Origin of the sequence: Rhizobium sp. AN80A, assembly GCF_030053015.1 — a bacterium.
Lineage (GTDB): Bacteria > Pseudomonadota > Alphaproteobacteria > Rhizobiales > Rhizobiaceae > Rhizobium > Rhizobium metallidurans.
In genome coordinates, this window is record NZ_JASJPX010000003.1 from 2,374,399 (window position 1) to 2,399,895 (window position 25,497).

Consider the following 25,497-nt stretch of genomic DNA (forward strand, 5'->3'; position numbering starts at 1 on the left):
CTTCGTATTCGTGATGGTATCGGCGCCCCACCGCCCCTTCCTAAATTGGTGGCGGGCGAGAAGCTCGAAAAGCGTCCTGTCGCGTTCGAAATTTTGGACACGGAAGAAGGAACGTATCTCACTCGTTCTGAGCAGGCGGCCATCAACAGCGAGTACGAGTACCACGGCCTTTATCGTCGTGACGGCGGCGCTCCTGAACCTGTTTCGGTGGGGAGTTCCGATCTTATCGAGTCCGGAAAGATGGCCCGAACAAGGCTAATGAATTACGCCAACGCTGTTCAGCGCGGCGAAGTCCAGGGAGGCGGACGTGAGTTTGAGCGCCGGGTATGGGGAGCGTTCTCCGATTTCGACCAGGCATGTGACGCGGTCGCTGCGAACTCACCCGCACCCGCGGCTTTGACCGCCACCGCCGACACTCAAAACCCGTTGCCTCCCAAAAATGGCGAAATTGGAGAGACAAGCCCAGCACCCGCAGAGCTTTCGATGGGCGGCAAGTTCGGCCTTGGCGCTCGCGTCCGCAAGACAAAGGGCTCATCCTGGCAGGGTCGCATCGTCGGCTTCTACAGCACCGATCTGACACCGATTGGCTATGCCGTCGAGAGCGAGCGAGAGCCCGGATCGGTTCAGATCTACCCCGAGGCTGCCCTCGCCAAGCTGGAGGAACAGCCATGACCATCATGAAAACCGTGTGCCAGCACTGCAATCGCGTGACCGGTGTGCCGGCAGAGACTATCGCGGCAGTAGCGGCCATGGAGCCGCTACAAACCGCTACTGACGGCTACAGGCCAGTGGCTGATTATAGCAAACCGGCCTCAAACTATAATCCTGCCGAGCAGGTTATAGGTAACTACCAAGCACCCGCTGAGCTTTCGGTGGGCTGGCGACCGATCAACAGCGCACCCGTTGGCGAGGCTGTCTGGATCGCTCACAGCGCTGGACTGATGGAGCCGGCGAAGGCGGTGAGGACAACGTTCGTAGCTGACGGTGGTGAACCCGTCCAACCGAAGAAGATCAAACCCAGCAAAGCCCATCCCCGTCATGGCTGCGGACCTTACCGGGCTCTGGTTACCAGTCAACTAAGGGTCGCGGCATGAACAAGGCGTCCACCATCATCATGGAAACCATGACGGCATGCCTCCCAGAGGGAGCGCCACTGTCCTTTACTCGGATCGTAACCTCCTCATTCAAAAGCAAAAATCAGATAATTGCAGAGGTACTAATGTTCGATGGATTGCATGCGAACCTGCATCTCAATCGTTGGGAGCATGGGTGGTCCCACGGGTGGGACAATTTCCCAGGGGGCGATTGCTACCTCGACGATGACGGTGATTGGAAGCGGGTCACATCGCAGCCAGACCTATTCGGAGAGGCGGCATGAGCTACTGGGACACTCTAGGGAAGTCGGACGAGTGGTACACTCCAAAGCATGTGTTCGACGCACTGGGATGCGACTTCGATGTTGACGTTGCACACCCGAAGGACTGCGACACGTTCGTTCCGGCCAAGAAGTTCATCACCGAAAACAGCCTCCAGCGCGGCTGGTATGGCTTTGCGTGGATGAACCCGCCGTTCGGTGGGCGGAACGGTCTTGCGCCTTGGCTCGACAAGTTTTTCGAGCACGGTAACGGCATTGCTCTCGTCCCCGACAGGACGAGCACACCTTGGTTCCGCGATGCCTGGTCGAAGGCAGACGCGGTCCTCTTCACTCCAAAGCTAAGGTTCCACCGCCCAGATGGAACTATCGGCAAATCGCCTTCTAACGGGACGGCCCTTTTCGGCGTCGGTTCTCGTGCGCTCATTGCCCTCAATCGAGCCCACGAGCGCGGCCTCGGCATATTGGGTCAGCCAGTGAAACACAGCCCGTCCGCCCGATCCGCTCCGAGCTTTGATCCACTACTCGGATCGGGCGGACTACCGTTGGAGCAAGGGAATGAAAAATGAACCCGTCAACCTCAAAAGACGAAGAGAACCCGGAGCGGACAAATGCCACTTCAACCTCAAAACTCGCAAAGCCAGCGCCCAGATGGCAGCATTGGAGAACAGCCTGGGACCGGCACGGTGTTGATGGCGCTTGGTCAGGCAGGCATTGACGCGCTTTCCCGCGCCGTTGTTGCAGGTCTTGGCATCACCGTCCAACCCCGAAAAATTGGAGAGGCAGCATGAGACAGACCCTGATCCCCACCTGCTCATTCCGTTGGCTCCGCGACTATGACGGCGAGCGCATCCTGCAACAGCGCTTCGTCCGACCCTCAGGCGGCGAGGTCTGGCAAGACGTTCCAGAGGTAACCTTCGAAGAAGCCAAGGCCCCAGCGCCCGCTTCGAGGGAGGCAAGCGATGGCTAATGCCCTCAAAGCATACGCCGTTCTTGAGAAGGACGAGTACACCGGCGACGTCTACTTCGCGAAACACTCCATCGTTGCCGCCAAGGCCGGCGCGAACGAATATGGAGATGGCGAGCTATCCTATGTTCAGTGCCGCCGTGCACCATGGGCGGACGTGTTCGTCGGGAAAGGCGTCCCGGCAAAGGTTGCTGTTGACCACGGCTGGCGTTTTGAGTGCCACGGTTGCGGCATCACAATTGACCAGTATCTTGAAGACGAGCATCGTTTGCCAGTCTCAGGCGTCGTGGGCTCAATGCATGGCGCCGTCTATTGCTGCGCCCGCTGCAAGTGGCGCCGGATCAAGAGCGATGCGCGCCGCAAGCGCGAAGAGACAGCAGCGATCGAGGATTTCAAGGCGATCGTCCGAGCCAGGTTCCCGGATGTGGCCTTTGCCGACGAGGAACCCGAGTTCAGAGGCCATCACGCCTATGTGATGCGAGCCGATCGCTCGGACTTTTGGCATCGCCGCCAAGTCATCGTCGCCTTCCGTTTTCCCGGAATGAAGATTGGCCCAGCGCACTTTCGCCTTGAAGATTATCACCGGATAGGCCCGCCTGTAGCTGGCTATACCTGTTGCAACGGTGACCGGGAAGCTTTCGAAGCTTACGCCGCAACCACTCGGAAGGGGGCTTCATGAGTCGCGTAGCCTTCCGTCAATCAGACATGGAACGAGTCGTTAAAGCGGCCGGCCGGGCGAAAGCATTCGTCCAGATCGACATGAAAACCCTGATTGTAACCATCATCCCATCGGATCAACAGAATCCGGTTGACGAAGAGGGCAATCCGCTGGGCATCTTGCCATCGGGCAATTACGCCCCCGATGGAAAGGAAAATTGGGATGAGGAATGACAGGCCCGGTTACCAGTACCGGGCTAAAAAGGACGGAACCCGCGTCCATTACTGGAACCCGCAGCGAGCGGTGAAAGGCGCGTCGAGCGCTCTTTCGATCATCCGCCTGCCTGATGACTTCACCGAGGAGCAGATAAGCGCCGAATGCCAGAGGCTGACGAAGCAGCTCCGGCCCGAGGTCCGCAATTCCGGTAACGCGCCAACGTTCGACGGCACGATCTCCTCGCTCATCAAGTGCTACCGTCATGACAAGACGAGCACCTTGCACGGGGTGAAGCACTCGACCCGGATCAGGGACTATGAACCGAGCTTGCGCATCCTCGAAAAGAACGTGGGCGATCGTGATATCAACGCTCTCAGGGCGTCTGACTTCACCAGATGGTTCAATGGGTGGAGAAAGAAGGGAAAGCACCGCCGAGCAACCGGCGCAATCAAGCTTCTCCGGTTGATCCTGTCATATGGTGCTGGCGAGAGATTGCGAGGATGCAAGGACGCTAGGGCAATCCTGGCTGACATGCGATTTGAGCAGCCGGCGCCGCGCGACGTGTTCATGACCTACGAGCAGTGCTTGGCAATCGTGAAGAAGAGCGCGGAGCTCAAATGCCCGTCCATCGGGTTCGTCGAGGCGGTCAAGTTCGAGACCGCGCTGCGACGCATCGACGTGATCGGCGAATGGGCGCCATCGGAAGAAGGTGGTCCATTCAAATGGGCTGGTCTAACGGCGCCGCGCGACTTGTCGCGAGATATGATCCTGTCCATCAAGACGAGCAAGACGGGAGCGCCAGTGGCGCGCGACCTGAAAAGCTACCCGTTGGTGGTCGAGGCTCTAAAGGCCTACTCGCTACCCGATATCGGCCCGCTCGTGATCGATGAGGATTACGGCAAGCCCTACTGGGAAAACCGCTACGCGACCAAGTTTAGAGCGGTTCGCGATGCGGCTGGCGTGCCAGACAATGTCTGGTCAATGGATACCCGTGCTGGCGCCGTTTCGGAGACGGTGGAAGCAACGGGCTCTATCGAAATGGCCAGCGATCTAGCTACCCACACGACGACGAAGATGACAAAAAAGTACAGTCGCGGCGACGGTCTTGAGACCAGCCGCAAGATTGCCGAAGCACGTAACGCTAAGCGCAAGTGACACGGCAGTGAAACGAGTGAAACGCCGTTATACTTAAGTTATTGAATTTGCTGGAGCGGGTGAAGGGGATCGAACCCTCGTCGTCAGCTTGGGAAGCTGCTGCTCTACCATTGAGCTACACCCGCGTTACGCGCAGATTTCCAACAGATGATGATCGCTGTCAAGCGGCCTTGAAGCACTTGCCGGTGATGTGGCTCAGATCCGGAAGTGCTTGGAGAGCTTGAGGCCCTGCGCCTGGTAGTTGGAGCCGAGGCCGGTGCCGTAGAGGCTTTCGGGGTGTTCCTGCATGTGCTCGTAGACCAGGCGGCCGACGATCTGGCCGTCTTCGAGAATGAAGGGGACCTCGTGGCTGCGGACTTCGAGGACGGCGCGGCTGCCTCGGCCGCCGGCGGGGGCGTGGCCGAAGCCGGGGTCGAAGAAGCCGGCGTAATGGACGCGGAATTCGCCGACCAGCGGATCGAAGGGCGTCATCTCGGCGGCGTAATGCGGCGGCACGTGGACCGCCTCGCGCGAGACGAGGATGTAGAATTCGTCGGGATCGAGGATCAGTTCGTTACGACCACGGCTGTAGATCGGCTCCCAGAAATCGAAGATGTCGTGCTGTGCCTTCTTGTCGACGTCGACGACGGCCGTGTGATGCTTGCCGCGATAGCCGATCAGGCCGTCCTTGTCGCCGGCGAGATCGATCGACAGCGCGATGCCGCCGCCCGAGACATTCGGCTTTGTGCTTGCGACCAGCGTCTCGGCATCGTGCAGCGCCAGCAGTTCCGGCTCGCCGAGCAGCGACTGGCCGATGCGGAAGCGGATCTGCGACAGGCGCGAGCCGCGACGCACGACGATCGGGAAGGTGCGCGGCGAGATTTCGAGATAGAGCGGGCCGGAATAGCCGGCCGGGATCTTGTCGAACTCCTGCGCGTAATCGGTGATGACGCGGGTGAAGATATCGAGGCGACCGGTCGAGCTTTTCGGATTGGCCGAGGCCGACATGTCGGCCGGCAGATCGAGGCGCTCCATCAAGGGAACGATGTAGACGCAGCCGGTTTCGAGAACCGCGCCCTCCGTGAGATCGACGACATGCAGCTTCAACCGGTCGAGCTTGTCGGAGACGAGACTGGTGGGACCGGGCATGAAGCTGGCGCGGACGCGAAACGCCTTGGCGCCGAGGCGGAGATCGAGGCTCGCCGGCTGGACCTGGTCGCTGTCGAGTTCGCGCTCGGCGACGAGCCGTCCGGTCTCGAATAACGCCGCGATCGCGCGGTCTGCCAATATTCCTGTTTCGCGAGCCATCATGCCCCATCCATAATTTGCCGCAGACAAAACCAAAATCGAGGAATTGACGCAAGCACGCAACGGCAGTATTGCAGCTTTATCCCGTGGTGATTTGGCCGGTCGGCTTGCAGCCACGTTAAACAAGTGGCTAAATAGACCGGGTTGAAACCGGTCTGCATTCGCGGCCGGTTTTTTTGTGTTTGAAAGTGGTGATTCATGAGCAAGACCTGGCGCCCGGCAACTCAACTGGTTCATGGCGGAACGCTGCGCTCGCAGTACAGCGAGACCTCAGAGGCGATCTATCTGACGCAAGGCTTCGTCTACGACAGCGCGGAAGCCGCCGAGGCGCGCTTCAAGGGCGAGACCGAAGGCTATATCTACGCCCGCTACGGCAGCCCGACCAACGACATGTTCGAAAAGCGCATGTGCGCGATGGAAGGCGCGGAAGAAGCCCGCGCCACCGCATCGGGCATGGCAGCCGTCGCCGCCGCCATCCTCTGCCAGGTGAAGGCCGGCGATCATATCGTGGCCGCCCGCGCGCTGTTCGGTTCCTGCCGCTGGGTGGTCGAGACGCTGGCGCCGAAATACGGCATCGAATGCACGCTGGTCGATGGCCGCCACCTGGAGAACTGGGAAAAGGCGATCCGCCCCAATACCAAGGTGTTCTTCCTCGAAAGCCCGACCAACCCGACGCTCGAAGTGGTCGATATCGCGGGCGTCGCCAAGCTTGCCAACCAGGTCGGCGCAAAGGTCGTGGTCGACAACGTCTTCGCGACGCCGATCTTCCAGAAGCCGCTGGAACTCGGCGCCCATATCGTCGTCTACTCCGCCACCAAGCATATCGACGGCCAGGGCCGCAGCCTCGGCGGCGTGATCCTGTCTGATCGCGAATGGGTGACCGAGCATCTGCAAGACTACTACCGCCACACCGGTCCGGCCATGTCGCCGTTCACGGCCTGGACGCTTCTGAAGGGTCTCGAGACGCTGCCGCTGCGCGTCAAGCAGCAGACGGAAAATGCCGGCAAGATCGCCGACTTCCTCGCCGAGCAGAAGCAGGTGGCCAAGGTGATCTACCCCGGCCGCAAGGACCATCCGCAGGCCGATATTGTCGCCAGCCAGATGAAGGGCGGCTCGACGCTGGTGGCGATCGAGCTCAAGGGCGGCAAGGAAGCGGCGTTCGCGCTGCAGAATGCGCTCGATATCGTCAAGATCTCCAACAATCTCGGCGATGCCAAGAGCCTGATCACCCATCCGGCGACGACCACGCACAAGAACTTGACGGACGAGGCGCGCGCCGAACTCGGCATCTCTCCGGGCACCGTGCGCCTGTCGGCCGGCATCGAGGATACCGACGACCTGATCGAGGATTTCGCGCAGGCGCTGTCGAAGATCAAGGCCTGATCAAGAATAGCCGGCCGGGTCGATGTGGCCCGGCCGGATTTAAACGCGCATATTGGAAATTCACTCGCGCCAGACTGGTATGGTATTAGTCTTAACGCGCGAATTTTTCGCGCTTACAGCCAATTGATTGCGGATTCCGGCCTGGTTTATTGACCTGCAGCACCTCTTATAAGATACCAGTAAGGTATTCTTATTATGGTGTAGGCATGTACCGCGCCCTGACACGAGATATTGAAGTGGTGGTCGAGCCCTTTTACCTGGAGGAGCAATCCGACCCGGACGACGATCGCTATGTGTGGGGCTACCGCATCGTTATCAGCAACAATTCGGACCTCACGGTACGCCTCGTCAATCGCTACTGGAACATAACGGACCAGAACGGCGTCGTCGATGAAGTGAGCGGCGCCGGCGTGGTCGGCGAGCAGCCGACACTCAGCCCAGGTGACACATACGAATACTCGTCGGGCTGCCCGCTCGATACGCCCTCGGGCCTGATGTTCGGCCACTACCAGATGCAAACCGACGAAGGCGAGATTTTCCAGGTGGAAATTCCCGCCTTCTCGCTTGATTCACCTGGCCTGCTCAGAGTGCTGAACTGATCACCCTTCGCTAACCGATCACTCCGCCGCCTGCGCGAGCTCTTCCGCTTCGAAGCGATAGGTCGTCGAGCAGAACTCGCAGGTCACCGCGATCTTGCCCTCTTCCTGGCTCGCCTCGATTTCCTCGGCAGAGAAGCCCTTGAGCACGCCCTTGATCTTCTCGCGTGAGCAGGAGCAGCGGTCGAACACTTCGCGCGGCTCGTAAACGCGCACGCCGCGCTCGTGGAACAGCCGGAACAGCAGGCGCTCGACGCCGACCTGCGGATCCGTCAGCTCATCTGCGTGGATGGTTTCCACCAGCGAACGCGCTTCGGCCCAGGCATCGTCTTCCGCATGCTTGACGGTGCCTTCATCGCCGTCGCCGCCGTGCAGGTCGGCCTGGCGCATGCGCTCGGGCGCTTCCGGCAGGAACTGGGCAACGAGGCCCCCTGCCCGCCAGCGATGACGCGGCTTGCCTTGCTCGTCGCGGTCGAGCAGCTCGGCGGCGGCCAGGCGCACGCGCGTCGGGATCTGCTCGGACTGGCGGAAGTAGGTGCCGGCAATGTCTTCCAGCGTGGCGCCGTCAAGTGCCACGATGCCCTGGTAAGGCTGGCTGAACTTGCCCTGGTCGATGGTAAACGCCAGCATGCCCTTGCCGAGCAGCTGCTCGGGCTCAATTCTGCCGGCGGCAACCGCCTCGTCCAGCAGCGTCTGGTCGAAGCGGGCGTAGGCACGCACGTTCTCGGGCGTCGTGAAATCGGCGACAAGCAGATCGACCGGACCGTCGCTCTTGGTCTGCACGGTGAACTTGCCTTCGAACTTCAGCGATGTGCCAAGCAGCACCGTCAGCGCGATGACCTCGGCCAGCAGGCGGGCAACGGGTGCGGGATAGTTGTGGCGTTCGAGGATCGCATCCAGCATCGGGCCGAGCTGGACGGCGCGACCGCGCACATCCAGGCCTTCCACCTGAAACGGAACGACATGATCATCGCCGGCGAAATCGAATTCGCCGAGGGCGGCTGCAGCTTCTGCCATGGTCTTCTCCTAGTCTGAGGGCAACGGACGAGCCCGTCCATCCGCCAGCGCGGCCACAGGCCTGTCCGGCCCGATGTGGCCTCCAGTATGGTTCAGATCGCGCCCAGGCACCAAGCAAGAATCGACTTCTGCGCATGAAGACGGTTTTCCGCTTCATCGAAGACCACGGATTGCGGGCCGTCGATCACCTCGTCCGTGACTTCCTCACCACGATGGGCCGGCAGGCAATGCATGAACAATGCATCCTTGTCGGCCTGTGCCATCAAAGCCGAATTGACCTGATAAGGCTGGAAGATGTTGTGACCCCGGGCCCGATGTTCCTGATTCATGGAGACCCAGGTATCGGTCACCACGCAATCGGCGCCGGCGACCGCACGGTCTGCATCATGACCAAGCATGATTTCGGCGCCCTCATTGCGGGCCCAGTTCAGATAGTGATCCTTCGGCTCGGAACCAAGGGGTACCGCCATGTTCATGCGATAGCCGAACCGGGCAGCCCCTTCGACCAGCGAATGCAGCACGTTGTTGCCGTCGCCCATCCAGGCGACCGTCTTGCCCTTGATGGGGCCGCGATGCTCCTCGAAGGTCATGATGTCGGCCATGATCTGGCAGGGGTGCGTGTCATCCGTCAGCGCGTTGATGACGGGAACCGTCGCGTGTTCGGCGAGCTCCAGCATGCGCGCATGGTCGGTGGTGCGGATCATGATCGCATCGACATAGCGCGAGAGCACCTTGGCGGTATCGCCGATGGTCTCTGCGCGGCCGAGCTGCATTTCGGTGCCCGAAAGGAACAGCGTTTCGCCGCCGAGCTGGCGCATGCCGACGTCGAAGGAGACGCGCGTGCGGGTCGAGGGCTTTTCGAAGATCATCGCCAGCATCTTGCCTGCAAGCGGCTTGTCGCCCTTGCCGGCCTTGAAGGCCTGCTTGCGGGTCTTGGCATCGTCCATGATGACCCTGAGGTCGGAAGACGTTACCGCGGAGAGATCGAGGAAGTGTTTCGGGGGAAGCCATCTGTCTATACCTGTTACGCCCGCCATCCGGCCGGGTCATCAATCATTCAAGCCGTCTTCTTCGCCTTGGCGCGCACGCTCTCGGCGGCACGCTCGAGACGCGCAAGGCCTTCGCGGGCTTCGTCGGCCGTGACGACGAGCGGGGGCAGCAAACGGATGACATTGTCGCCGGCCGGAATGGCTAGCAGGTTCGAAGCACGGATGGCCTGCAGGAGCTCGGCCGACGGAACGGCCGCCTTGACGCCGAGCATCAGGCCTTCGCCGCGGATATCCTCGATCACATCGGGGAAACGATCCTTCAGCGATGCAAGCCCCTGACGGAAGACCAGCGCGACGTCGTTGACGTGCTGCAGGAAGCCCTCTTCGAGGACCACGTCGAGCACCGCGTTGCCGACGGCCATGGCGAGCGGGTTGCCGCCATAGGTCGACCCGTGCGTGCCAGCCTTCATGCCCGATGCGGCTTCCGCCGTCGCAAGGCAGGCGCCGAGCGGGAAACCGCCGCCGATGCCCTTGGCGACGGCCATGAGATCGGGCGTCACGCCGGACCATTCATGCGCGAAGAGCTTTCCGGTGCGGCCGACGCCGGTTTGAACCTCGTCGAGGATCAGAAGCAGGCCCTTTTCGTCGCAGAGCTGGCGCAGCGCCTTCATGAACTCGGTGGTCGCCGGGCGGATACCGCCCTCGCCCTGCACCGGCTCGATCAGGATGCCGGCCGTGGCATCGGTGATGGCGGCGCGAACGGCTTCGATATCGCCGAAGGGCACCTGGTCGAAACCGGGCGTCTTGGGGCCGAAGCCCTCGAGATACTTCTCCTGGCCGCCGGCGGCGATGGTCGCCAGCGTGCGGCCGTGGAAGGCGCCCTCGAAGGTGATGATGTGGAAACGCTCGGGATGGCCCTTCGAATACTGGTAGCGGCGCGCGGTCTTGATCGCGCATTCCAGTGCCTCGGCGCCCGAATTGGTGAAGAACACCTTATCCGCGAAGGTTGCATCCGTCAGCCGCTTGGCGAAACGCTCCTGGCCCGCGATCTCGTAAATGTTGGACAGATGCCAGACCTTGTCGGCCTGCTCCTTCAGCGCGCCGACGACGTGCGGGTGGCTATGGCCGACGGAGGTCACGGCAACGCCCGCGCCGAAATCGAGATATCGCTCGCCGGTTTCGGTGATCAGCCACACGCCCTCTCCTCGCTCGAACCGCAGCGGGGCACGAGAGTAGGTATCATAAAGCGGCGCGGCTTCAGCCATGGCGCGATCTCCTGTCATTCGCTCAACACTGGCCCGGACTCCGGCTAAAAGCGGGTGCCCGGAAATGAAAAATGCCGCCTTTCGGCGGCGAGGGGCACTATTGTCTTTTCGCAGTGCGATGTCAACAAAACTGAGCTTTTGCCGCATGCGTCAAGCAAGCATCGGGGCGCCGGCGAGCTATCAACAGCTAATGTTGCAGAAATGACTCTACCATCCAGCAAGTTGGGGAAAACCGAGAAATCGATTCGCCGCGATTCAACCGACTCTTGTCACGGAGTCGCCCTCACTCTAGGTTAAAACTCAATTACTAGACTGCATGCGGCGGAACTAGTCACCAAAATCGAGCAAGCGTTTCTTGGTCCGGACACGTCCGTGCCATGGGTGAAGGATTCTGCCTACACCAACGCTAATAAGGCGGAGACAGGGCATGAACTGGACAGACGAGCGCGTTGAAAGACTGAAGAAGCTTTGGGCCGAGGGCCTGAGCGCCAGCCAGATTGCGGCACAACTTGGCGGTGTAAGCCGCAACGCCGTCATCGGCAAGGTCCACCGCCTGAACCTTCCGGGCCGCGCCAAGGCCGGCGGCGCAACGACGGCGACGAGAGCGCCGAAGCGCCCGGCGGCATCCACGCCACGCCCCGCCAGCAACTTCAATTCCGCGCGCATCTCGCCCGCCCGTGCCGTCGCCCGCCCACAGGGTTCGGCGATGCTCAAGGAAGAGATGGACATCGATGCGATCGAGGAAGTTCGCTTCCGTCCGTCCGCCAACGTGGTCGTTCCGATTTCACGCCGCCTCGGTCTCACGGAACTGACCGAGCGCACGTGCAAGTGGCCGGTCGGCGATCCGCTGACCGATGATTTCCACTTCTGCGGCTGCGAGTCCCCGGATACGTCGCCCTACTGCACCTATCACCAGCGCATGGCCTACCAGCCGGTCAACGAGCGCCGCAAGGCAGCCAACCGGGTCGCATGACCCGGAAAGCCGGATAAGGAACACAAGAAAACGGGCCCTCGCGGGGCCCGTTTTTCGTTGGATCGTGAGAACTGGAAGCGCTTACGCTTCCATGGAATAGCCGGCGCCGCGAACGGTGCGGATGACATCCTGCATGTTCGAGAAGTTGAGCGCCTTGCGCAGGCGGCCGACATGCACGTCGACGGTGCGTTCGTCGACATAGATGTCGTGGCCCCAGACGCCATCGAGCAGCTGCGAGCGCGAGAAGACGCGGCCCGGCGACGACATCAGGAATTCCAGCAGGCGGAATTCGGTCGGTCCGAGGCGGACTTCGCGGCTCTTGCGGTGGACGCGGTGGGTTTCGCGATCGAGTTCGATATCGCCGCACTTCAGCAGCGAGGACAGAACTTCCGGCTTGGCGCGACGCAGCATCGCCTTGACGCGGGCAACGAGCTCAGGTGTCGAGAACGGCTTGACGACGTAGTCGTCGGCGCCGGTCGAAAGGCCGCGAACACGTTCGCTTTCCTCGCCACGGGCGGTCAGCATGATGATCGGCAGGCGCTCCGTCTCCGGGCGCATCCGCAAGCGACGGCACAGTTCGATGCCGGATACGCCAGGCAGCATCCAGTCGAGGATCAAAAGGTCGGGCGTGCGCTCCTGCAGCCGGATCTCGGCCTCGTCACCGCGAAGGATGGTATCGACTTCAAAGCCTTCGGCCTCAAGGTTATAGCGAAGAAGCACGCTCAGTGCTTCTTCGTCTTCAACGACTGCTACTCTTGGGATCATTCGTCTCGGTCTCCTGGTGGCGCGGGTCCGTCACGCTTATTCCGTGACCGCGCCGACGGTGTTAGCCGTATCGTCCTTCGGACGCTCGCCTTCCGGCTGGGCGCCGGTTGCCATGTAGTAGATGGTTTCAGCGATGTTGGTGGCGTGGTCGCCGATACGCTCGATGTTCTTGGCGCAGAACAGGAGATGCGTGCAGCTGGTGATGTTGCGCGGATCTTCCATCATGTAGGTCAGCATCTCGCGGAACAGCGAGGTGTACATCGCGTCGATTTCCTCGTCGCGCTCGCGGATCGACTTCGCCTTGTCGGCGACGCGGCTGGTGTAGACGTCAAGCACTTCCTTGAGCTGGACGAGCGCCAGTTCGGCGAGGTGCTCGAGGCCGCGGGCGAGCTTGCGCGGAACGCCGGTGCTCTGGACCGCGATGACACGCTTGGCGGTGTTCTTGCCGAGGTCGCCGACGCGCTCGAGGTCGGCGGCGATGCGGATCGAACCCATGATCTCGCGAAGGTCGGCGGCCATCGGCTGACGGCGGGCGATCGTGATGATGGCCTTTTCGCCGACTTCACGTTCGGCGTTGTCCAGGATCACGTCGTCGGAAATGACCTTCTGGGCGAGCGAGATGTCACCGTTGACCAGCGCCCGGACAGCGTCCGAGACCATCTGCTCGGCAAGGCCGCCCATCTCCGAAATACGGCGGGTCAGGAACTTGAGATCATCGTCATAAGCGGAATAGATATGTGTCGATGCCATGGGGCTTATCCTTGAATGTCCTGAGGTTTACCGGTTTCGGAGATCAGCCGAAGCGGCCCATGATGTAATCCTGGGTGCGCGGATCGTCCGGGTTGGTGAACATCTTGTCGGTGTCGTTCTCCTCGACAAGGTTACCGAGGTGGAACATGGCGGTGCGCTGCGAGACGCGGGCCGCCTGCTGCATGGAGTGCGTGACGATGACGATCGTGTAGGCTTCACGCAGCTCGTGGATGAGTTCCTCGACCTTGGCGGTCGCGATCGGGTCGAGCGCCGAGCAGGGCTCGTCCATGAGGATGACTTCGGGGCTGACGGCGATCGCGCGGGCGATGCACAGACGCTGCTGCTGACCGCCCGAGAGGCCGGTGCCGCCTTCATGCACGCGGTCCTTGACTTCGTTCCACAGGCCGGCGCGCTGCAGGCTCTGCTCGACGATGACGTCCATGTCGGCCTTCGTCTTGGCGAGACCATGGATGCGCGGGCCGTAGGCGACGTTCTCGTAGATCGACTTCGGGAAGGGGTTCGGCTTCTGGAACACCATGCCGACGCGGGCGCGCAGTTCGACGACGTCGATATCCGGATCGTAGATATCATCGCCATCGAGCGTGATCTTGCCGGTGACGCGGCAGTTGTCGATCGTGTCGTTCATGCGGTTCAGGCTGCGCAGGAAAGTGGACTTGCCGCAGCCCGACGGACCGATGAGAGCCGTCACGGTGTTTTCGCGGATGTTCAGCTTCACGTCGAAAAGCGCGCGCTTGTCGCCGTAGTAAACCGAGACGTCTTGGCCGATCATTTTATACGGAATGGTATTCATCTTCTGGTCTAGCGCCTTCTCAACTGCTGCTTCCGTCAACATGTTCATGATGTTTACTCCGTTTACCAGCGGCGCTCAAAGCGACGACGCAAGAGGATGGCTCCGAGGTTCATGACGATCAGGAACAGGAGCAGGACGATGATGGCGCCGGACGTGCGCTCGACAAAGGCGCGTTCGGCTTCGTTTGCCCACATGTAGACCTGCACCGGCAGAGCCGTGGAAGGATCCATCGGGGTGGTCGGCGCATTGGCGACGAAGGCGACCATGCCGATCAGGAGCAGCGGTGCGGTTTCGCCGAGCGCGTGCGCCAGACCGATGATGGTGCCGGTCAGGATGCCAGGCATTGCCAGCGGCAGGACATGGTGGAACACCATCTGCATCTTCGAGGCGCCGAGGCCCAGCGCCGCGGCGCGGATCGACGGCGGCACGGCGCGCAACGCCGCGCGGGTGGCGATGATGATGGTCGGCAGCGTCATCAGCGTCAGCACCAGACCGCCGACCAGCGACGCGGAGCGCGGGAGCCCAGCGAAGTTGATGAAGACGGCGAGACCGAGCAGACCGTAGACGATGGAGGGCACCGCCGCGAGGTTGTTGATGTTGACCTCGATCAGGTCGGTCAGCTTGTTCTTCGGCGCGAACTCCTCGAGATAGATCGAGGCAGCGACGCCGATCGGCAGCGACAAGGCGAGAACGATCAGCATCAGGTAGAGCGACCCGATCAGGGCGACGCCGAGACCAGCGGCCTCAGGGCGGCTGGAGTTGCCGTTGACGAAGAGGCCGGTGTTGAATTGCTTGGTCAGCGCGCCGCTGGCGGTAAGCTGTTGCATCCAGCCGACCTGGCGATCGTTGACCTTGCGGTTCTTCTCGTCGACCGTCAGATCGATCTGGCCCTTGTTGGCCGAGTCGACGTTGGCGTCGGCGAGCAGCGTGACGTTGACCGTCTTGCCGATGAGCGACGGGTCGGCGACGACCATGTCGCGGAGCACGATCGGCGCGCCCTTGGAGATCATCGCGGTGGCGTCACGCGTTTCCGGACGGCTCTGGGCGTTGATGCCCAATGTCTTGACCATGGCGTCGCGGATCAGCACCGGATAGTTGCCGGTGATCAGCACCGAGGGGTCCGTGGCGCGCTTGTTGTTGGGATCGAGAACCTTTTCGGAGAACTCGATGGGGAGCGTGATCGCGGTCTGCTGGAATGCCGTGTAGCCCTGACGGACAACCGTCGTGATCAGGATGGCGAGGAAGATCAGACCGAAGGAGATGGCGGCGATGCCATAAGCCTGGAACCGGCGCTCGGCGGCGTAGCGACGCTTGATGCCGATGTCGCGGCGGGCCGGCGCCTTGGAGACGACGACGCCCTGCGAGGAGGAAACAACGTCCGTCATTCGTACTGCTCCCGGTATTTGCGCACGATGAAGAGCGCGTAGATGTTAAGGCAAAGCGTGATGAAGAACAGCGTGATGCCAAGCGCGAAGGCAACCAGCGTCTGCGGCGAGGTGAACTCGAGGTCACCCGTCAGCTGGTTGACGATCTTGACCGTCACCGTCGTCATCGGCTCGAAGGGGTTGATCTGGATGCGGGCGGCGACGCCGGCCGCAAGCACGACGATCATGGTTTCGCCGATGGCGCGCGAGGCGGTCATCAGCAGCGCGCCGACGATGCCAGGTAGAGCGGCGGGGAGAACGACCTTCTTGATCGTTTCCGAGCGCGTGGCGCCGAGACCGAGCGAACCGTCACGCAGGGCGCGCGGTACGGCGGTGATGATGTCATCCGACAGCGAGGAGACGTATGGGATCAGCATGATGCCCATGACGATGCCGGCCGTCAGTACGCTCTGCGCCTGGATGAAGTTGCTGTAATCGCCGGTCAGGAGACCGTTCACCTGGGACGAGAGGTCGCGCAGGAACGGGCCGACGGTGACGAGGGCGAAGAAGCCGTAGACGATGGTCGGGATACCGGCCAGGACTTCGAGCAGCGGCTTGGCGATACCGCGAACCTTGGGAGCCGCGTATTCCGCCATGTAGATGGCCGCGAACAGGCCGACCGGAACGGCGACGAGCATGGCGACGAAACCGATGTAGAGCGTGCCGAGCAACAGCGGGATGAGGCCAAACTGACCGAAGGACGAACTGCCGGCGCCGGCGAAGCGCGGATCCCAGACCGTGCCGAAGAAGAACTCGGCGGCCGGAACCTCGGAGAAGAAGGCGGCCGCTTCCGTCAGCATCGACATGACGATGCCAACCGTGGTCAGGATGGCGATGGAGGACGCAAGCAACAGGCCCCAGAGCATAACGCGCTCGACGCGGTTACGGGCACGGAAACGCGGGGCGACTTCGCGCAGCGCATAGGCGCCGCCGGCGACGGCAATCACCAGAACGACCAGCGTCATGATCAGGCGGCTCACACCGCTCTCGGCGTTCAGCGTCTGCGCGCCTTCGATCATGTAAGGCTGCGGCACGCCGGCGAGCGGAACGCCCTTGGCGGCGAGCTTGGCCTGCAGGCCGGCGGGATCGCCGACGCCGGCAGCCACGTCTTCCTGCGCGAGCAGCGGCAGACCGCGGGCGATGGCGTTGACCATGCCGTAGTTCAGGTTCTGCTGGGCGGCCGGCAGGGCCTTGACGTCTTCAGAGTCTGACTCGAAAAGCCTTCAATGATATCGGTACCTTGCCAAGCGTCGTGTCAGTACCCGGATGTGAGCGATGGTGATCCAGGCCTCGGCTGATGCGACGGATTTTTCCCAATCCTTGGCCAATCTTCGGCATCTACCAAGCCACGCGAAGGTGCGCTCCACGACCCAGCGACGCGGCAGAACCTCGAAGCCTTTTGCCTTATCGGTGCGCTTGACGACCTGGAGGGTGAACTTTGCGATCTTTTGCAGGGCGCCCCTCAGCTTCGGTCCGGCATAACCACCGTCGGCGAAGATATGTCTCAGCCACGGCCAACGCTTGAGAATGGTTTTGAGGACGGCAGGCGCGCCGTCGCGATCCTGTATCTCGGCGCTGTGAACCTTGAGGCCGACCATCAATCCGAGCGTATCGACGACGATATGCCGTTTGCGTCCCTTGATCTTCTTGCCTGCGTCATAGCCTGAAATTCCACCACTTTCCGTGGTCTTCACGCTTTGGCTGTCGATCACGCCCGCAGACGGCGAGGCTTCCCGGCCCTCCAATTCACGCGCCTCCATCACCAGACGATGATTGATCCGAGCCCACAACCCTGTCGCTCGCCATTCGTAGAAGTATGACTGCACAGTTGTAAAAGGCGGAAAATCCTTCGGCAGCATTCGCCACTGGCAACCGGTCGTCGCGATGTACAGCAACGCATTCACGACTTCACGAAGATCGGTGCTGCGCGGCCTGCCCAGCCGCCGTGGTCCAGGCAGGCAAGGCCAAATCAATCCCCATTCCCGGTCCGTCAGATCGCTTGCATAGCGCATTGTGCGTCGGGCATATTGCCGACGGGTGAAATCAGTCCAGCCCATTGTGGCCTCCGTTCGTCCTAAGCAAACAAACAGAATCACAACTGGCTGATTTCACTCAACTCTTTTTCGGTCGGGCTCTCAGGGAAGCCGCCACGGACGGAGGATTCGATGATGGATGGGCTGATGATAAGCCAGGCGCACAGCACGAGCAGCGCGGGCAGGACAGCCCAGATAGCGGCGTAGGCACCGTAGTAGCCAGGCCGGGAATGCAGCGCAGAGGATTTGCCTCCGGCAAGCGCCGTCGCGCGGCCGCGCGCTGCCACGAAGGCAACGGCGCCAAGCACAACGAGGCACAAGAGTAAGACGGATGTACTCATTCGTTAAGGTCCCCCAGGCCCTTGGCCCCCAAAGAGCGAAATGCCAGCACGGCCATTTCGGCTTCCAATCATGGAGTAGTTCAACTTCGCCGCCCCCTTAGAGCGGACAAAGGCAGTGCCGGCGCGAACCCTTCGGTTCGCGCCGGCAAAGTCGATTACATGGTCTTGCCGTCTTCGACTGCCTTGCGGGTCGCTTCGCGCTCGGCGTCCGGAGCAGCAACCAGGCCGTACTCGACGAGCGGGCTGTCAGGGCCAACCATCTGGTCGGATACGAAGAAGTTCACGTATTCCTTCAGGCCCGGGATAACGCCCAGGTGAGCCTTCTTCACGTAGAAGAACAGCGGACGGGAAACCGGATAGGTGCCGTCAGCGATCGTTTCCGGGGTCGGAACGATGCCCTTCACGGTGGCAACCTTCAGCTTGTCAGCGTTGTTTTCGTAGAAGGAGAGGCCGAATACGCCAACGCCGGTCTTGTTGGCAGCGATGCGTGCCAGCGTTTCCGGATAATCGCCGTCGATGTCGACTGCAGCGCCGTCCTTGCGAACAGCAACGCAAGCCTTGCTCTGGGCAGCCTTGTCGGTGATTTCCTTGGAGATCACGTCGAGAGCGCCGCTATCCTTGCAGCCAGCAGCGAGAACGTTCAGTTCGAACACTTCGCGGGTGCCGTGCTTTTCGCCAGGGATGTAGGCAGCGATATTAACAGCCGGGAGCTTCGGGTTGACTTCCGACCACTTCTTGTAGGGGTTTGCGACGAGCTTGCCGTCGACAACAACCTGGGCAGCGAGAGCCTTGTAGAGGTCGGCCGGCTCGTAAGCGACGTCAGGGTTGGACGAGTCGGTCGCGAAGACGATGCCGTCGTAGCCGATCTTGACTTCCTGGACGTCGGTGACGCCGGCAGCCTTGCAGGCTTCCAGTTCCTTGGCGTTGATCGGACGCGAAGCGTTGGCGATATCGATCGTGTCAGGGCCTACGCCCTTGCAGAATTCCTTGAGGCCAGCGCCGGTGCCGCCGGATTCAACGACCGGCGTCTTGAAGTCCTTGAAGGTTTCGCCGAAGCTCTCGGCAACGATCTTGGCGTAAGGCAGAACGGTGGACGAACCACTGACCTGCACCTGGTCGCGAGCAACAGCCGCGCCTGCGAAAGCGGCGGAAGCAGCAAGTGCGGCGACCGTAAGTTTAAAAGCGTTCATAATAGTCTCCCGGGCTTATAGCTGTCTGGGTGGGGCCTGGAACGGCCCCTGACGGTGCCGTCTCTGTCAGCGGCACGCATTCTTTAGCCCCTGATGACAAGAGCTTTTATGTCAATTCGGTGAAACATTTATGACAGTCTATGCACTTGAAATACATAGATAAAACTAAACTTCACGAACGAAGACCGCTCTTTTATGTCAAAATCGGACTGTAAAGCTCGTTCCCTTGCCGACCTCGGACTTCACGATCAGGCGCGCACGGTGACGGGTCAGGATGTGCTTGACGATGGCAAGCCCCAGCCCCGTGCCCTTCTTTGAACGGCTGTCCTCGATGTTGACGCGGTAAAAGCGCTCCGTCAGACGAGGAACATGCTCAGCCGGAATCCCCGGCCCCTTGTCGACGACGGTGACCTCGACCGGTCCGCCGGGACCATTGTTGAGGAAGACCTCGACGACCTTTCCTTCCTGGCCGTACTTGCAAGCGTTCTCGATCAGGTTTTCAAATACCTGCACGAGCTCGTCGCGGTCGCCGAGCACCTCCGCCCTGCCTTCCGGCAGATGCAGCCGGATATCGACGCCGACATCGTTTGCAAGCGGCAGAAGCGCATCCCGGACATGGCCGAGCAGCGGAACGAGATCGACCTTCTCATCGGGCGCGATATGTGACTTCAGCTCGAGACGCGACAGCGACAAGAGGTCGTCGACCAGCCGGCTCATGCGCGTCGTCTGGTCGAACATGATGCCGAGAAAGCGTTCCTGCGCCTTCAGGTCGCTTTTTGCCGGGCCCTGGATCGTTTCGATGAAGCCGCGCAGCGAAGCGAGCGGCGTGCGCAATTCGTGGCTGGCGTTCGCAACGAAATCCGAGCGCATGCGGTCGATGCGGCGGACCTCCGATATATCGCGGAAGGACAGGACGAAGAGGCGTTCGCCTGATCCACCGACGACACCATTGATGGCGCCAAGCTCCACCGGCGAGCTTCGGACAATATAGACGCGCTCGGACGGCAGGCGTTCCGAGTGCTCGATCTGGTTCGGGGCATTGGTGACGATCGTTTCGCGAACCATGTCGAGAATGCTCGGCGAGCGGAGGCGCGCGGAGATATGCGCCCCGATGACGACCTCGCCAAACGCCTTTTCGGCGGCGCGGTTCTGGAACAGCACCGAGGCATCGCCGGCGAGCACCATGACCGGGATATCAAGCGCGGAAAGCGTGGCAGACACCTCGGGCAAGAGGCTGCGCGCTGGCTCATCGACCTCGGGCACCGGTGGCGCCGGCGTGATCTGTTTGCGCGGCTCGGACGAACACATGATAGCGAGAAGCATGATCGCCAGCAGCCCGAGCACGCCCCATCCGTTCATGCCCGCGGTAGCGGCGATGAAAGCGATCGCCACTGCGACAAGAAGCACGAAGCTCTCCCGACGGATCTTCGCCGTCAGTTTTGCCGTCCATGGCGTTTGCTGTTCCAAGTGCCCCTCGCGACGTTGATTCGTTCTTCGTTGGCTATCAAACTTCGCCTGATAGCGCTCTTTCATGACAGAAGTTTACCGATGCCGCCAGCAAACCGACAAGCGCCCAGGCTACGCACATAATTTTTACCGGCGCCAAGATGTTTGATTTTCAAAAGGAAATATGTTCGCCTTGGCCGCTACTCACAGACCGAGGAGGATCGTCATGGCGCAGGAAGTCGAAAGCAGGGCAGTCGAACTGGAAATTCGCGGCAAGAAGCGCGTCTTCGACGTGGATGACCCCGTTCTGCCCGACTGGGTCGACGAGGAAGCGCTGAAATCGGGCGACTTCCCCTACAACAAGAAGCTCAAGGAAGATGAGTATCTCGAAGAGCTGAAGGCGCTTCAGGTCGAACTGGTGAAAGTACAGTTCTGGCTGCAGGCGACCGGAAAGCGCGTCATGGCGCTGTTCGAGGGCCGCGACGCGGCCGGCAAGGGCGGCGCGATCTCCGCCTCTTCCGCGCACATGAACCCCCGCCTTGCCCGCGTCGTGGCGCTGACGAAGCCTACCGACCGCGAGGCCGGGCAATGGTATTTCCAGCGCTACATCGCGCAGTTTCCGACGGCCGGCGAATTCGTGCTGTTCGACCGTTCCTGGTACAACCGCGCCGGCGTCGAGCCGATCATGGGCTTCTGCACGCAAAAGCAATATGAGGACTTTCTCGCGCAGGCACCGCAGATCGAGAAGGTGATCAGCCACGAGGGCATCTTCTTCTTCAAGTTCTACCTGGATATCGGCCGCGAGATGCAGCTCAAGCGGTTTCACGACCGCCGCCATGATCCGCGAAAGGTGTGGAAGCTGTCGTCGATGGATATAGCTGCGCTGACGAAATGGGACGAGTACAGCGAAAAACGCGACCGGATGCTCAAGCAGACGCATACGGAATTCGCGCCCTGGACCGTCGTGCACGCCAACGACAAGCGCCGCGCCCGGCTGAACCTTATCCGCCACATGCTGAAAACGATCGACTATGACGGCAAGGACAAGGACGCGATCGGCAAGCTCGACGACAAGATCATCGGCCAGGGACCGAAGTTCCTGGCGTGATCGCACCCAAGCGCGTCACCGGAGCGCGTTACTGGCCGGGCAGAATGCGCACGGCGTAGAGGTTGATGCCCCTCGCCTTGCCATCCACGTCGCTGTTGATCAGCAGGTTGCCGGCGGAGGTCGGCGCCAGCGATCGATCGAACCGGACCTGCAGCAGCACGTCCGACTTCTCCCTGTTGATCGTGAAGCGGTGACGGGCGCAATCGCCGAGCGACTGGAAGTCGCATTCGACGGTGATCTGCGTCGGCTCGTCGGAGGTCGACTGCAGGGTAATGGCGATCGTCGAGGACTTGCCCGCGAGCTGCTGCAGGATGTCGGGGGGAACGCTGATCCCGACATTGCCGTCGGCGCCCGGGGCTTGCGACGTCAGGCGGAGTGCCGGACCATCGTTTTCCGCGACGTTTTCGACACGCGCCTGCGCACCCTTGACGACCTTGTTCGTATCGGAGGGCTTGAAGATCTCGAGCCAGGCGGCGGAGAAGGAGTTCTGCGGATCGATGGCAGGCGCCGCGTCGCTATCGGCGCTATGGCCGTCATCCGCGCTGGTACCGTTGAAATCCTCCGGCGCGGTGGTGGCGGGCGGATTGGCGACGCTGGTATCACGCTCGGCGGCGGTCATCAAAAGGCCGGAGGTCTGCACCCACCAGGCGCCCATGCCGATAAAGGCGAGCAAGACGCACCAGACGAGCAGCCGTGAGAAGAACTTTCGCGGCTTGCGCCGGGAAACCGCACGTTCCGGGCGGAAATCCATGCCGGCCGGCTTTTTTTCGGCCGCCAGGGGTTCGGGCGCGGCGGACAGATGATCCGCATTTCCGGCGTGCAGGCCGGCGAGGCCGGAATCGTCATCGTGGCGATGATCGGCAACCATGACCTCGGGCGCGCGCGTTTCGCCACCGATCGAGGGGCTGTCGAAATCCTCGCGGGCGCGCGGAGCCGGCGGGGGCGGAAGATCGACGACCGGCGGCACCGGCACCTCCGGCGGCCCCTGGCGCGGATGAAGGCGCTGCCGCTCCTCGGCCTCGATCATGTGGATCGTCGTTTCCAGGCGGTGGCGATGATGCGCGATTGCGTTGGTATCGGTGACGTCCTGCTTGCGCAGACCGGCCTCCAGCGCCTGGCGCGCGGATTGATAGATCTTGGCTCGGACTTCGGGATTGTCGCGATCGGCGTTGTCTAGCGCCGTTCTGATAGCCGTTTCTAATCCGCTCACGTCCGGTCCTTCGTTCTGATGACAGGCGTCATTATGCTTAACAATATGCCACTGCGGTAGCGGCTGATGCCGCAAACCGCAAGGCTGAGGCTGCCAACGCCCCCCGTTCAACAGGGGATAATACCGAAAGGCAGACCTTTTTATAGAGCAACCGATGTTGGCGGAACCGCGACGGCGGTCTTTTCCTGGCGAAAACTCTCTGCTATCACATTGACGTTTTCGTAAACGTCAATTCTTCACGGTGACCCATGGCCCTGCCCCCGATCCTGACGCGGAACCTCAGACTGCCCGTGGTGGCCTCCCCGCTGTTCATAATCTCGCATCCGGCGCTGACGCTGGCGCAGTGCAAGGCCGGCGTGATCGGCGCATTCCCGGCGCTCAACGCGCGGCCGGAGAGCCAGCTCGACGAATGGCTTGCGATGATGACCGAGGACCTCGCAGCGCACGACGCCGCCAATCCTGACAGGCCAGCCGCACCGTTTGCGGTCAACCAGATCGTCCACACGTCGAACAAGCGGCTGGAGCACGACCTGATGCTCTGCGTCAAATACAAGGTGCCGATCGTCATCTCCTCGCTCGGCGCAGTTCCCGAGGTGAACGCCGCCGTGCACTCCTATGGCGGCATCGTGCTGCATGACGTGATCAACAACCGCCATGCCAACTCGGCCATCCGCAAGGGCGCCGACGGACTGATCGCGGTGGCGGCGGGCGCCGGCGGCCATGCAGGCACGTTGTCGCCGTTTGCTCTGGTGCAGGAGATCCGCGAATGGTTCGACGGCCCGCTTCTGCTGGCCGGCGCGATCGCCAATGGCGGCGCGATCCTGGCGGCGCAGGCGATGGGCGCCGACATGGCCTATATCGGCAGCCCCTTCATCGCCACCGAGGAGGCACGCGCCTCCGACGCCTACAAGCAGGCGATCGTCGACGGTGCGTCCACGGACATCGTCTATTCCAACTATTTCACCGGCGTCGCCGGTAACTACCTGAAGCCGTCGGTCAAGGCCGTGGGCCTCGACCCCGACAACCTGCCGGTGGCCGACGCCTCGAAGATGGATTTCGAACAGGCCGTGGGCGGCGCCAAGGCCTGGAAGGACATCTGGGGCAGCGGCCAGGGGATCGGCGCCATCAAGGCCGTCAAACCCGTCGCGGCGCTGGTGGAGCGACTGAAAAAGGAATACGACGCGGCCCGCGGCCGGCTGGCGCTGCCCGCGCCGGTCTGAGCCGCGCCGGGTAATTTCCACAGCGACGTTCTTTTTTGCCAAAGACGTGACAGGGCGCTTGAAATCTTTGGCCAATGCTTGTATCAGCGCCATGCAAATCGCGGGCCGAACACAAATCACCCGCCGGATTGCCGCTTTAGCTCAGGTGGTAGAGCACATCATTCGTAATGATGGGGTCGCAGGTTCGAGTCCTGCAAGCGGCACCATTTTTTCCAAGACAGATCCCTTTAAAGCTCGGCAACCACTAGTGTCGCAATCCGCTCGCAAGACGGTGGCTTTGCCGGGCGATGGTCGCGCGCCTCCACTCGCTGGCTGTGATAACGATCAATATGCCCGCCACTTCCAGGATCCAGTTCCATTTGAAGGCGAGAACGCGGCTGCCGATGAAGCGATCGACATGTTGGAACGATCCGGCCCGAATGACCACATATCCGAATACAAGCATCGAGCCTGCCAGCGCCAGCATGAGTTCACGCGGCGACCGCCTCACGCGAAAGAGAACGACGGAGGTTACCACGATCCCGACGACAGCGATCGCGAGAATGAAATAAAGCTGCACCGTTCGACGCTGTTCGTACCAGCCACCGGCAAGCGCGATCATGCGGCCGATCTGCGTGAAAGCAGACTGGAGGTCGAGCTGCTTGTTGATCCCAAGGCAGAAGAACGCCACCGAGATCATACGCCACGTGGCCGCTTCCGTACTTCCCGGCAGATGTCTTGACCCCGCAAATCCCGCGGTCCGCCAGCAGGTGACGCCGGCGAGCAGATAGAGGGCGACGGTGAACCATCCAACGACGGTGGGATCTCCGATACCCGGGCGCCAGCTGAATTCCTGGATCACTCCTGTTCCCCGAGCTTGTGTGGCCAAACACTGTTCGGGGTTGATCCTCATTGGTTGCATCGCCCGAGGCAAGTTGGTCTTTGGGTGCAGCCTCCCTGCGCCACGGCGACATCGGTTCAACCGAACTTGAACATATTTTGATGCGCCAAACGGCCACATCCTCAGAATTCGCGATACCGCGACGCATTGATGTCGCATATGAGTGCGATCGTCCTAAAACGTGATGGCGGTCGCGTTTGGATTGGGCGGGCCGTGTCATGAGGGGTCTGAGGCACGGCCCGCAACGCAACGAGGGTAAGGGCACATGTGGGATATCCTGACGATATTGGGCATCTTCGCCCTGCTCTATCTGGGGCGTGAAGTGCAGATCGTTTTCGCCAAGGCCCGCGCTTCCGGATGGAATGATTTCCCCCGGCGCTAGGGCGTCCCCAACCGGCTTCCTTCGATCAGCCGAAGATGCGTGACGCCGTAAGCCGTGCC

General features: G+C 61.5%; 26 protein-coding genes, 2 tRNA genes, 2 pseudogenes and 1 riboswitch. Of the genes and pseudogenes, 14 read left to right on the plus strand and 16 right to left on the minus strand.

Features of this window, described 5'->3' with window-relative positions; all coding sequences use genetic code 11:
* Positions 1–495 precede the first annotated feature (495 nt).
* The 8 genes and pseudogenes from P3R82_RS23370 to P3R82_RS23405 form a co-directional block, all read left to right on the plus strand.
* Positions 496–672, plus strand: a pseudogene (locus tag P3R82_RS23370) (DfrB family trimethoprim-resistant dihydrofolate reductase); the annotation flags it as partial.
* Positions 669–1,094, plus strand: coding sequence for a hypothetical protein (locus tag P3R82_RS23375; RefSeq protein ID WP_283195521.1), 426 nt, complete (start codon positions 669–671; stop codon positions 1,092–1,094). The pseudogene P3R82_RS23370 and the gene P3R82_RS23375, both read left to right, overlap by 4 nt.
* Positions 1,095–1,374: 280 nt before the next feature.
* Complete coding sequence (locus P3R82_RS23380) at positions 1,375–1,941, plus strand: DNA N-6-adenine-methyltransferase (protein WP_283195522.1); 567 nt, start codon at positions 1,375–1,377, stop codon at positions 1,939–1,941.
* 42 nt (positions 1,942–1,983) lie between these two features.
* Positions 1,984–2,163 carry a hypothetical protein gene (locus P3R82_RS23385; protein WP_283195523.1) on the plus strand — a complete coding sequence of 60 codons (180 nt, stop codon included), beginning with the start codon at positions 1,984–1,986 and terminating at the stop codon, positions 2,161–2,163.
* On the plus strand, positions 2,160–2,342 hold the full coding sequence (locus P3R82_RS23390; protein ID WP_283195524.1) for a hypothetical protein: 183 nt from the start codon (positions 2,160–2,162) through the stop codon (positions 2,340–2,342). The genes P3R82_RS23385 and P3R82_RS23390 overlap by 4 nt, the downstream gene beginning before the upstream one ends.
* Positions 2,335–3,018 (plus strand): hypothetical protein, encoded by a 684-nt coding sequence (locus P3R82_RS23395; protein ID WP_283195525.1) that lies wholly within the window; start codon positions 2,335–2,337, stop codon positions 3,016–3,018. Before P3R82_RS23390 ends, P3R82_RS23395 begins: the two co-directional genes overlap by 8 nt.
* Positions 3,015–3,230 (plus strand): hypothetical protein, encoded by a 216-nt coding sequence (locus P3R82_RS23400; protein ID WP_283195526.1) that lies wholly within the window; start codon positions 3,015–3,017, stop codon positions 3,228–3,230. The genes P3R82_RS23395 and P3R82_RS23400 overlap by 4 nt, the downstream gene beginning before the upstream one ends.
* On the plus strand, positions 3,202–4,368 hold the full coding sequence (locus tag P3R82_RS23405) for a hypothetical protein (protein ID WP_283195527.1): 1,167 nt from the start codon (positions 3,202–3,204) through the stop codon (positions 4,366–4,368). Before P3R82_RS23400 ends, P3R82_RS23405 begins: the two co-directional genes overlap by 29 nt.
* Positions 4,369–4,419: 51 nt before the next feature.
* On the opposite strand, the gene P3R82_RS23410 is transcribed toward P3R82_RS23405, so the two are convergent.
* Together P3R82_RS23410 and P3R82_RS23415 are read right to left on the minus strand one after the other, a co-directional pair.
* Positions 4,420–4,493 (minus strand) — tRNA-Gly (locus P3R82_RS23410).
* Between the two features lie 70 nt (positions 4,494–4,563).
* Positions 4,564–5,658 (minus strand): 2'-deoxycytidine 5'-triphosphate deaminase, encoded by a 1,095-nt coding sequence (locus P3R82_RS23415; protein WP_283195528.1) that lies wholly within the window; start codon positions 5,656–5,658, stop codon positions 4,564–4,566.
* A 73-nt stretch (positions 5,659–5,731) separates the two neighbouring features.
* Positions 5,732–5,810: riboswitch (SAM riboswitch) on the plus strand.
* A 43-nt stretch (positions 5,811–5,853) separates the two neighbouring features.
* On the opposite strand from P3R82_RS23415, the gene P3R82_RS23420 reads away from it, so the two are divergent.
* Together P3R82_RS23420 and apaG are read left to right on the plus strand one after the other, a co-directional pair.
* Positions 5,854–7,038 (plus strand): O-succinylhomoserine sulfhydrylase, encoded by a 1,185-nt coding sequence (locus P3R82_RS23420; RefSeq protein WP_283195529.1) that lies wholly within the window; start codon positions 5,854–5,856, stop codon positions 7,036–7,038.
* Between the two features lie 206 nt (positions 7,039–7,244).
* Complete coding sequence (gene apaG, locus P3R82_RS23425) at positions 7,245–7,637, plus strand: Co2+/Mg2+ efflux protein ApaG (RefSeq protein WP_183902734.1); 393 nt, start codon at positions 7,245–7,247, stop codon at positions 7,635–7,637.
* Between the two features lie 18 nt (positions 7,638–7,655).
* Here the strand turns inward: apaG and P3R82_RS23430 are convergent, their stop codons facing one another.
* From P3R82_RS23430 to P3R82_RS23440, 3 genes are all read right to left on the minus strand, one after another.
* Complete coding sequence (locus tag P3R82_RS23430; RefSeq protein ID WP_283195530.1) at positions 7,656–8,651, minus strand: Hsp33 family molecular chaperone; 996 nt, start codon at positions 8,649–8,651, stop codon at positions 7,656–7,658.
* A 92-nt stretch (positions 8,652–8,743) separates the two neighbouring features.
* The gene (gene argF / locus P3R82_RS23435) at positions 8,744–9,688 is read right to left on the minus strand and encodes an ornithine carbamoyltransferase (protein WP_283195531.1); all 945 of its coding nucleotides are present in this window, start codon (positions 9,686–9,688) and stop codon (positions 8,744–8,746) included.
* A gap of 20 nt (positions 9,689–9,708) precedes the next feature.
* Positions 9,709–10,905, minus strand: a complete 1,197-nt coding sequence (locus tag P3R82_RS23440) for an aspartate aminotransferase family protein (protein WP_283195532.1) — start codon at positions 10,903–10,905, stop codon at positions 9,709–9,711.
* A 427-nt stretch (positions 10,906–11,332) separates the two neighbouring features.
* Here P3R82_RS23440 and P3R82_RS23445 point away from each other — a divergent pair, with 427 nt between their 5' ends.
* On the plus strand, positions 11,333–11,878 hold the full coding sequence (locus P3R82_RS23445) for a GcrA family cell cycle regulator (RefSeq protein WP_183902738.1): 546 nt from the start codon (positions 11,333–11,335) through the stop codon (positions 11,876–11,878).
* Between the two features lie 81 nt (positions 11,879–11,959).
* Here P3R82_RS23445 and phoB read toward each other — a convergent pair whose 3' ends face one another.
* From phoB to phoR, 9 genes and pseudogenes are all read right to left on the minus strand, one after another.
* Positions 11,960–12,643 (minus strand): phosphate regulon transcriptional regulator PhoB, encoded by a 684-nt coding sequence (phoB, locus tag P3R82_RS23450; protein WP_018898307.1) that lies wholly within the window; start codon positions 12,641–12,643, stop codon positions 11,960–11,962.
* A 36-nt stretch (positions 12,644–12,679) separates the two neighbouring features.
* Positions 12,680–13,393 (minus strand): phosphate signaling complex protein PhoU, encoded by a 714-nt coding sequence (gene phoU / locus P3R82_RS23455; RefSeq protein ID WP_283195533.1) that lies wholly within the window; start codon positions 13,391–13,393, stop codon positions 12,680–12,682.
* 43 nt (positions 13,394–13,436) lie between these two features.
* Positions 13,437–14,252, minus strand: a complete 816-nt coding sequence (pstB, locus tag P3R82_RS23460; protein WP_183901296.1) for a phosphate ABC transporter ATP-binding protein PstB — start codon at positions 14,250–14,252, stop codon at positions 13,437–13,439.
* A gap of 14 nt (positions 14,253–14,266) precedes the next feature.
* The gene (pstA, locus tag P3R82_RS23465; RefSeq protein ID WP_183901295.1) at positions 14,267–15,589 is read right to left on the minus strand and encodes a phosphate ABC transporter permease PstA; all 1,323 of its coding nucleotides are present in this window, start codon (positions 15,587–15,589) and stop codon (positions 14,267–14,269) included.
* Positions 15,586–16,830 (minus strand): annotated as a pseudogene (gene pstC / locus P3R82_RS23470) (phosphate ABC transporter permease subunit PstC); the annotation flags it as partial. The pseudogene pstC and the gene pstA, both read right to left, overlap by 4 nt.
* Positions 16,831–16,851: 21 nt before the next feature.
* Positions 16,852–17,685: an IS5 family transposase gene (locus tag P3R82_RS23475; RefSeq protein WP_283193952.1), complete on the minus strand. Its 834-nt coding sequence runs from the start codon at positions 17,683–17,685 to the stop codon at positions 16,852–16,854.
* Positions 17,686–17,720: 35 nt separating this feature from the next.
* Positions 17,721–18,002 carry a phosphate ABC transporter permease family protein gene (locus P3R82_RS23480; protein ID WP_283195534.1) on the minus strand — a complete coding sequence of 94 codons (282 nt, stop codon included), beginning with the start codon at positions 18,000–18,002 and terminating at the stop codon, positions 17,721–17,723.
* Between the two features lie 155 nt (positions 18,003–18,157).
* On the minus strand, positions 18,158–19,192 hold the full coding sequence (locus P3R82_RS23485; RefSeq protein WP_283195535.1) for a substrate-binding domain-containing protein: 1,035 nt from the start codon (positions 19,190–19,192) through the stop codon (positions 18,158–18,160).
* A gap of 198 nt (positions 19,193–19,390) precedes the next feature.
* Positions 19,391–20,659: a phosphate regulon sensor histidine kinase PhoR gene (gene phoR, locus P3R82_RS23490; RefSeq protein ID WP_283195536.1), complete on the minus strand. Its 1,269-nt coding sequence runs from the start codon at positions 20,657–20,659 to the stop codon at positions 19,391–19,393.
* A 205-nt stretch (positions 20,660–20,864) separates the two neighbouring features.
* Between phoR and ppk2 the strand changes: the two genes are divergently transcribed.
* Positions 20,865–21,746: a polyphosphate kinase 2 gene (gene ppk2, locus P3R82_RS23495; RefSeq protein WP_283195537.1), complete on the plus strand. Its 882-nt coding sequence runs from the start codon at positions 20,865–20,867 to the stop codon at positions 21,744–21,746.
* A 28-nt stretch (positions 21,747–21,774) separates the two neighbouring features.
* On the opposite strand, the gene P3R82_RS23500 is transcribed toward ppk2, so the two are convergent.
* Positions 21,775–22,956 carry a hypothetical protein gene (locus P3R82_RS23500; protein WP_283195538.1) on the minus strand — a complete coding sequence of 394 codons (1,182 nt, stop codon included), beginning with the start codon at positions 22,954–22,956 and terminating at the stop codon, positions 21,775–21,777.
* Positions 22,957–23,204: 248 nt separating this feature from the next.
* Here P3R82_RS23500 and P3R82_RS23505 point away from each other — a divergent pair, with 248 nt between their 5' ends.
* Together P3R82_RS23505 and P3R82_RS23510 are read left to right on the plus strand one after the other, a co-directional pair.
* Positions 23,205–24,176 carry a nitronate monooxygenase family protein gene (locus P3R82_RS23505; protein WP_283195539.1) on the plus strand — a complete coding sequence of 324 codons (972 nt, stop codon included), beginning with the start codon at positions 23,205–23,207 and terminating at the stop codon, positions 24,174–24,176.
* 130 nt (positions 24,177–24,306) lie between these two features.
* Positions 24,307–24,382, plus strand: a tRNA-Thr gene (locus P3R82_RS23510).
* Positions 24,383–24,420: 38 nt separating this feature from the next.
* Here P3R82_RS23510 and P3R82_RS23515 read toward each other — a convergent pair.
* On the minus strand, positions 24,421–25,017 hold the full coding sequence (locus tag P3R82_RS23515; RefSeq protein ID WP_283195540.1) for a hypothetical protein: 597 nt from the start codon (positions 25,015–25,017) through the stop codon (positions 24,421–24,423).
* Positions 25,018–25,497 lie beyond the last annotated feature (480 nt).

What these genes read in the sequence shown, in the direction of transcription:
- P3R82_RS23375 (WP_283195521.1), top strand. Translation starts at nt 669, where the DNA reads ATGACCATCATGAAAACCGTGTGCCAGCACTGCAATCGCGTGACCGGT.
- P3R82_RS23380 (WP_283195522.1), top strand. Translation starts at nt 1,375, where the DNA reads ATGAGCTACTGGGACACTCTAGGGAAGTCGGACGAGTGGTACACTCCA.
- P3R82_RS23385 (WP_283195523.1), top strand. Translation starts at nt 1,984, where the DNA reads ATGCCACTTCAACCTCAAAACTCGCAAAGCCAGCGCCCAGATGGCAGC.
- P3R82_RS23390 (WP_283195524.1), top strand. Translation starts at nt 2,160, where the DNA reads ATGAGACAGACCCTGATCCCCACCTGCTCATTCCGTTGGCTCCGCGAC.
- P3R82_RS23395 (WP_283195525.1), top strand. Translation starts at nt 2,335, where the DNA reads ATGGCTAATGCCCTCAAAGCATACGCCGTTCTTGAGAAGGACGAGTAC.
- P3R82_RS23400 (WP_283195526.1), top strand. Translation starts at nt 3,015, where the DNA reads ATGAGTCGCGTAGCCTTCCGTCAATCAGACATGGAACGAGTCGTTAAA.
- P3R82_RS23405 (WP_283195527.1), top strand. Translation starts at nt 3,202, where the DNA reads ATGGAAAGGAAAATTGGGATGAGGAATGACAGGCCCGGTTACCAGTAC.
- P3R82_RS23415 (WP_283195528.1), bottom strand. Translation starts at nt 5,658, where the DNA reads ATGATGGCTCGCGAAACAGGAATATTGGCAGACCGCGCGATCGCGGCG.
- P3R82_RS23420 (WP_283195529.1), top strand. Translation starts at nt 5,854, where the DNA reads ATGAGCAAGACCTGGCGCCCGGCAACTCAACTGGTTCATGGCGGAACG.
- apaG (WP_183902734.1), top strand. Translation starts at nt 7,245, where the DNA reads ATGTACCGCGCCCTGACACGAGATATTGAAGTGGTGGTCGAGCCCTTT.
- P3R82_RS23430 (WP_283195530.1), bottom strand. Translation starts at nt 8,651, where the DNA reads ATGGCAGAAGCTGCAGCCGCCCTCGGCGAATTCGATTTCGCCGGCGAT.
- argF (WP_283195531.1), bottom strand. Translation starts at nt 9,688, where the DNA reads ATGGCGGGCGTAACAGGTATAGACAGATGGCTTCCCCCGAAACACTTC.
- P3R82_RS23440 (WP_283195532.1), bottom strand. Translation starts at nt 10,905, where the DNA reads ATGGCTGAAGCCGCGCCGCTTTATGATACCTACTCTCGTGCCCCGCTG.
- P3R82_RS23445 (WP_183902738.1), top strand. Translation starts at nt 11,333, where the DNA reads ATGAACTGGACAGACGAGCGCGTTGAAAGACTGAAGAAGCTTTGGGCC.
- phoB (WP_018898307.1), bottom strand. Translation starts at nt 12,643, where the DNA reads ATGATCCCAAGAGTAGCAGTCGTTGAAGACGAAGAAGCACTGAGCGTG.
- phoU (WP_283195533.1), bottom strand. Translation starts at nt 13,393, where the DNA reads ATGGCATCGACACATATCTATTCCGCTTATGACGATGATCTCAAGTTC.
- pstB (WP_183901296.1), bottom strand. Translation starts at nt 14,252, where the DNA reads ATGAACATGTTGACGGAAGCAGCAGTTGAGAAGGCGCTAGACCAGAAG.
- pstA (WP_183901295.1), bottom strand. Translation starts at nt 15,589, where the DNA reads ATGACGGACGTTGTTTCCTCCTCGCAGGGCGTCGTCGTCTCCAAGGCG.
- P3R82_RS23475 (WP_283193952.1), bottom strand. Translation starts at nt 17,685, where the DNA reads ATGGGCTGGACTGATTTCACCCGTCGGCAATATGCCCGACGCACAATG.
- P3R82_RS23480 (WP_283195534.1), bottom strand. Translation starts at nt 18,002, where the DNA reads ATGAGTACATCCGTCTTACTCTTGTGCCTCGTTGTGCTTGGCGCCGTT.
- P3R82_RS23485 (WP_283195535.1), bottom strand. Translation starts at nt 19,192, where the DNA reads ATGAACGCTTTTAAACTTACGGTCGCCGCACTTGCTGCTTCCGCCGCT.
- ppk2 (WP_283195537.1), top strand. Translation starts at nt 20,865, where the DNA reads ATGGCGCAGGAAGTCGAAAGCAGGGCAGTCGAACTGGAAATTCGCGGC.
- P3R82_RS23505 (WP_283195539.1), top strand. Translation starts at nt 23,205, where the DNA reads ATGGCCCTGCCCCCGATCCTGACGCGGAACCTCAGACTGCCCGTGGTG.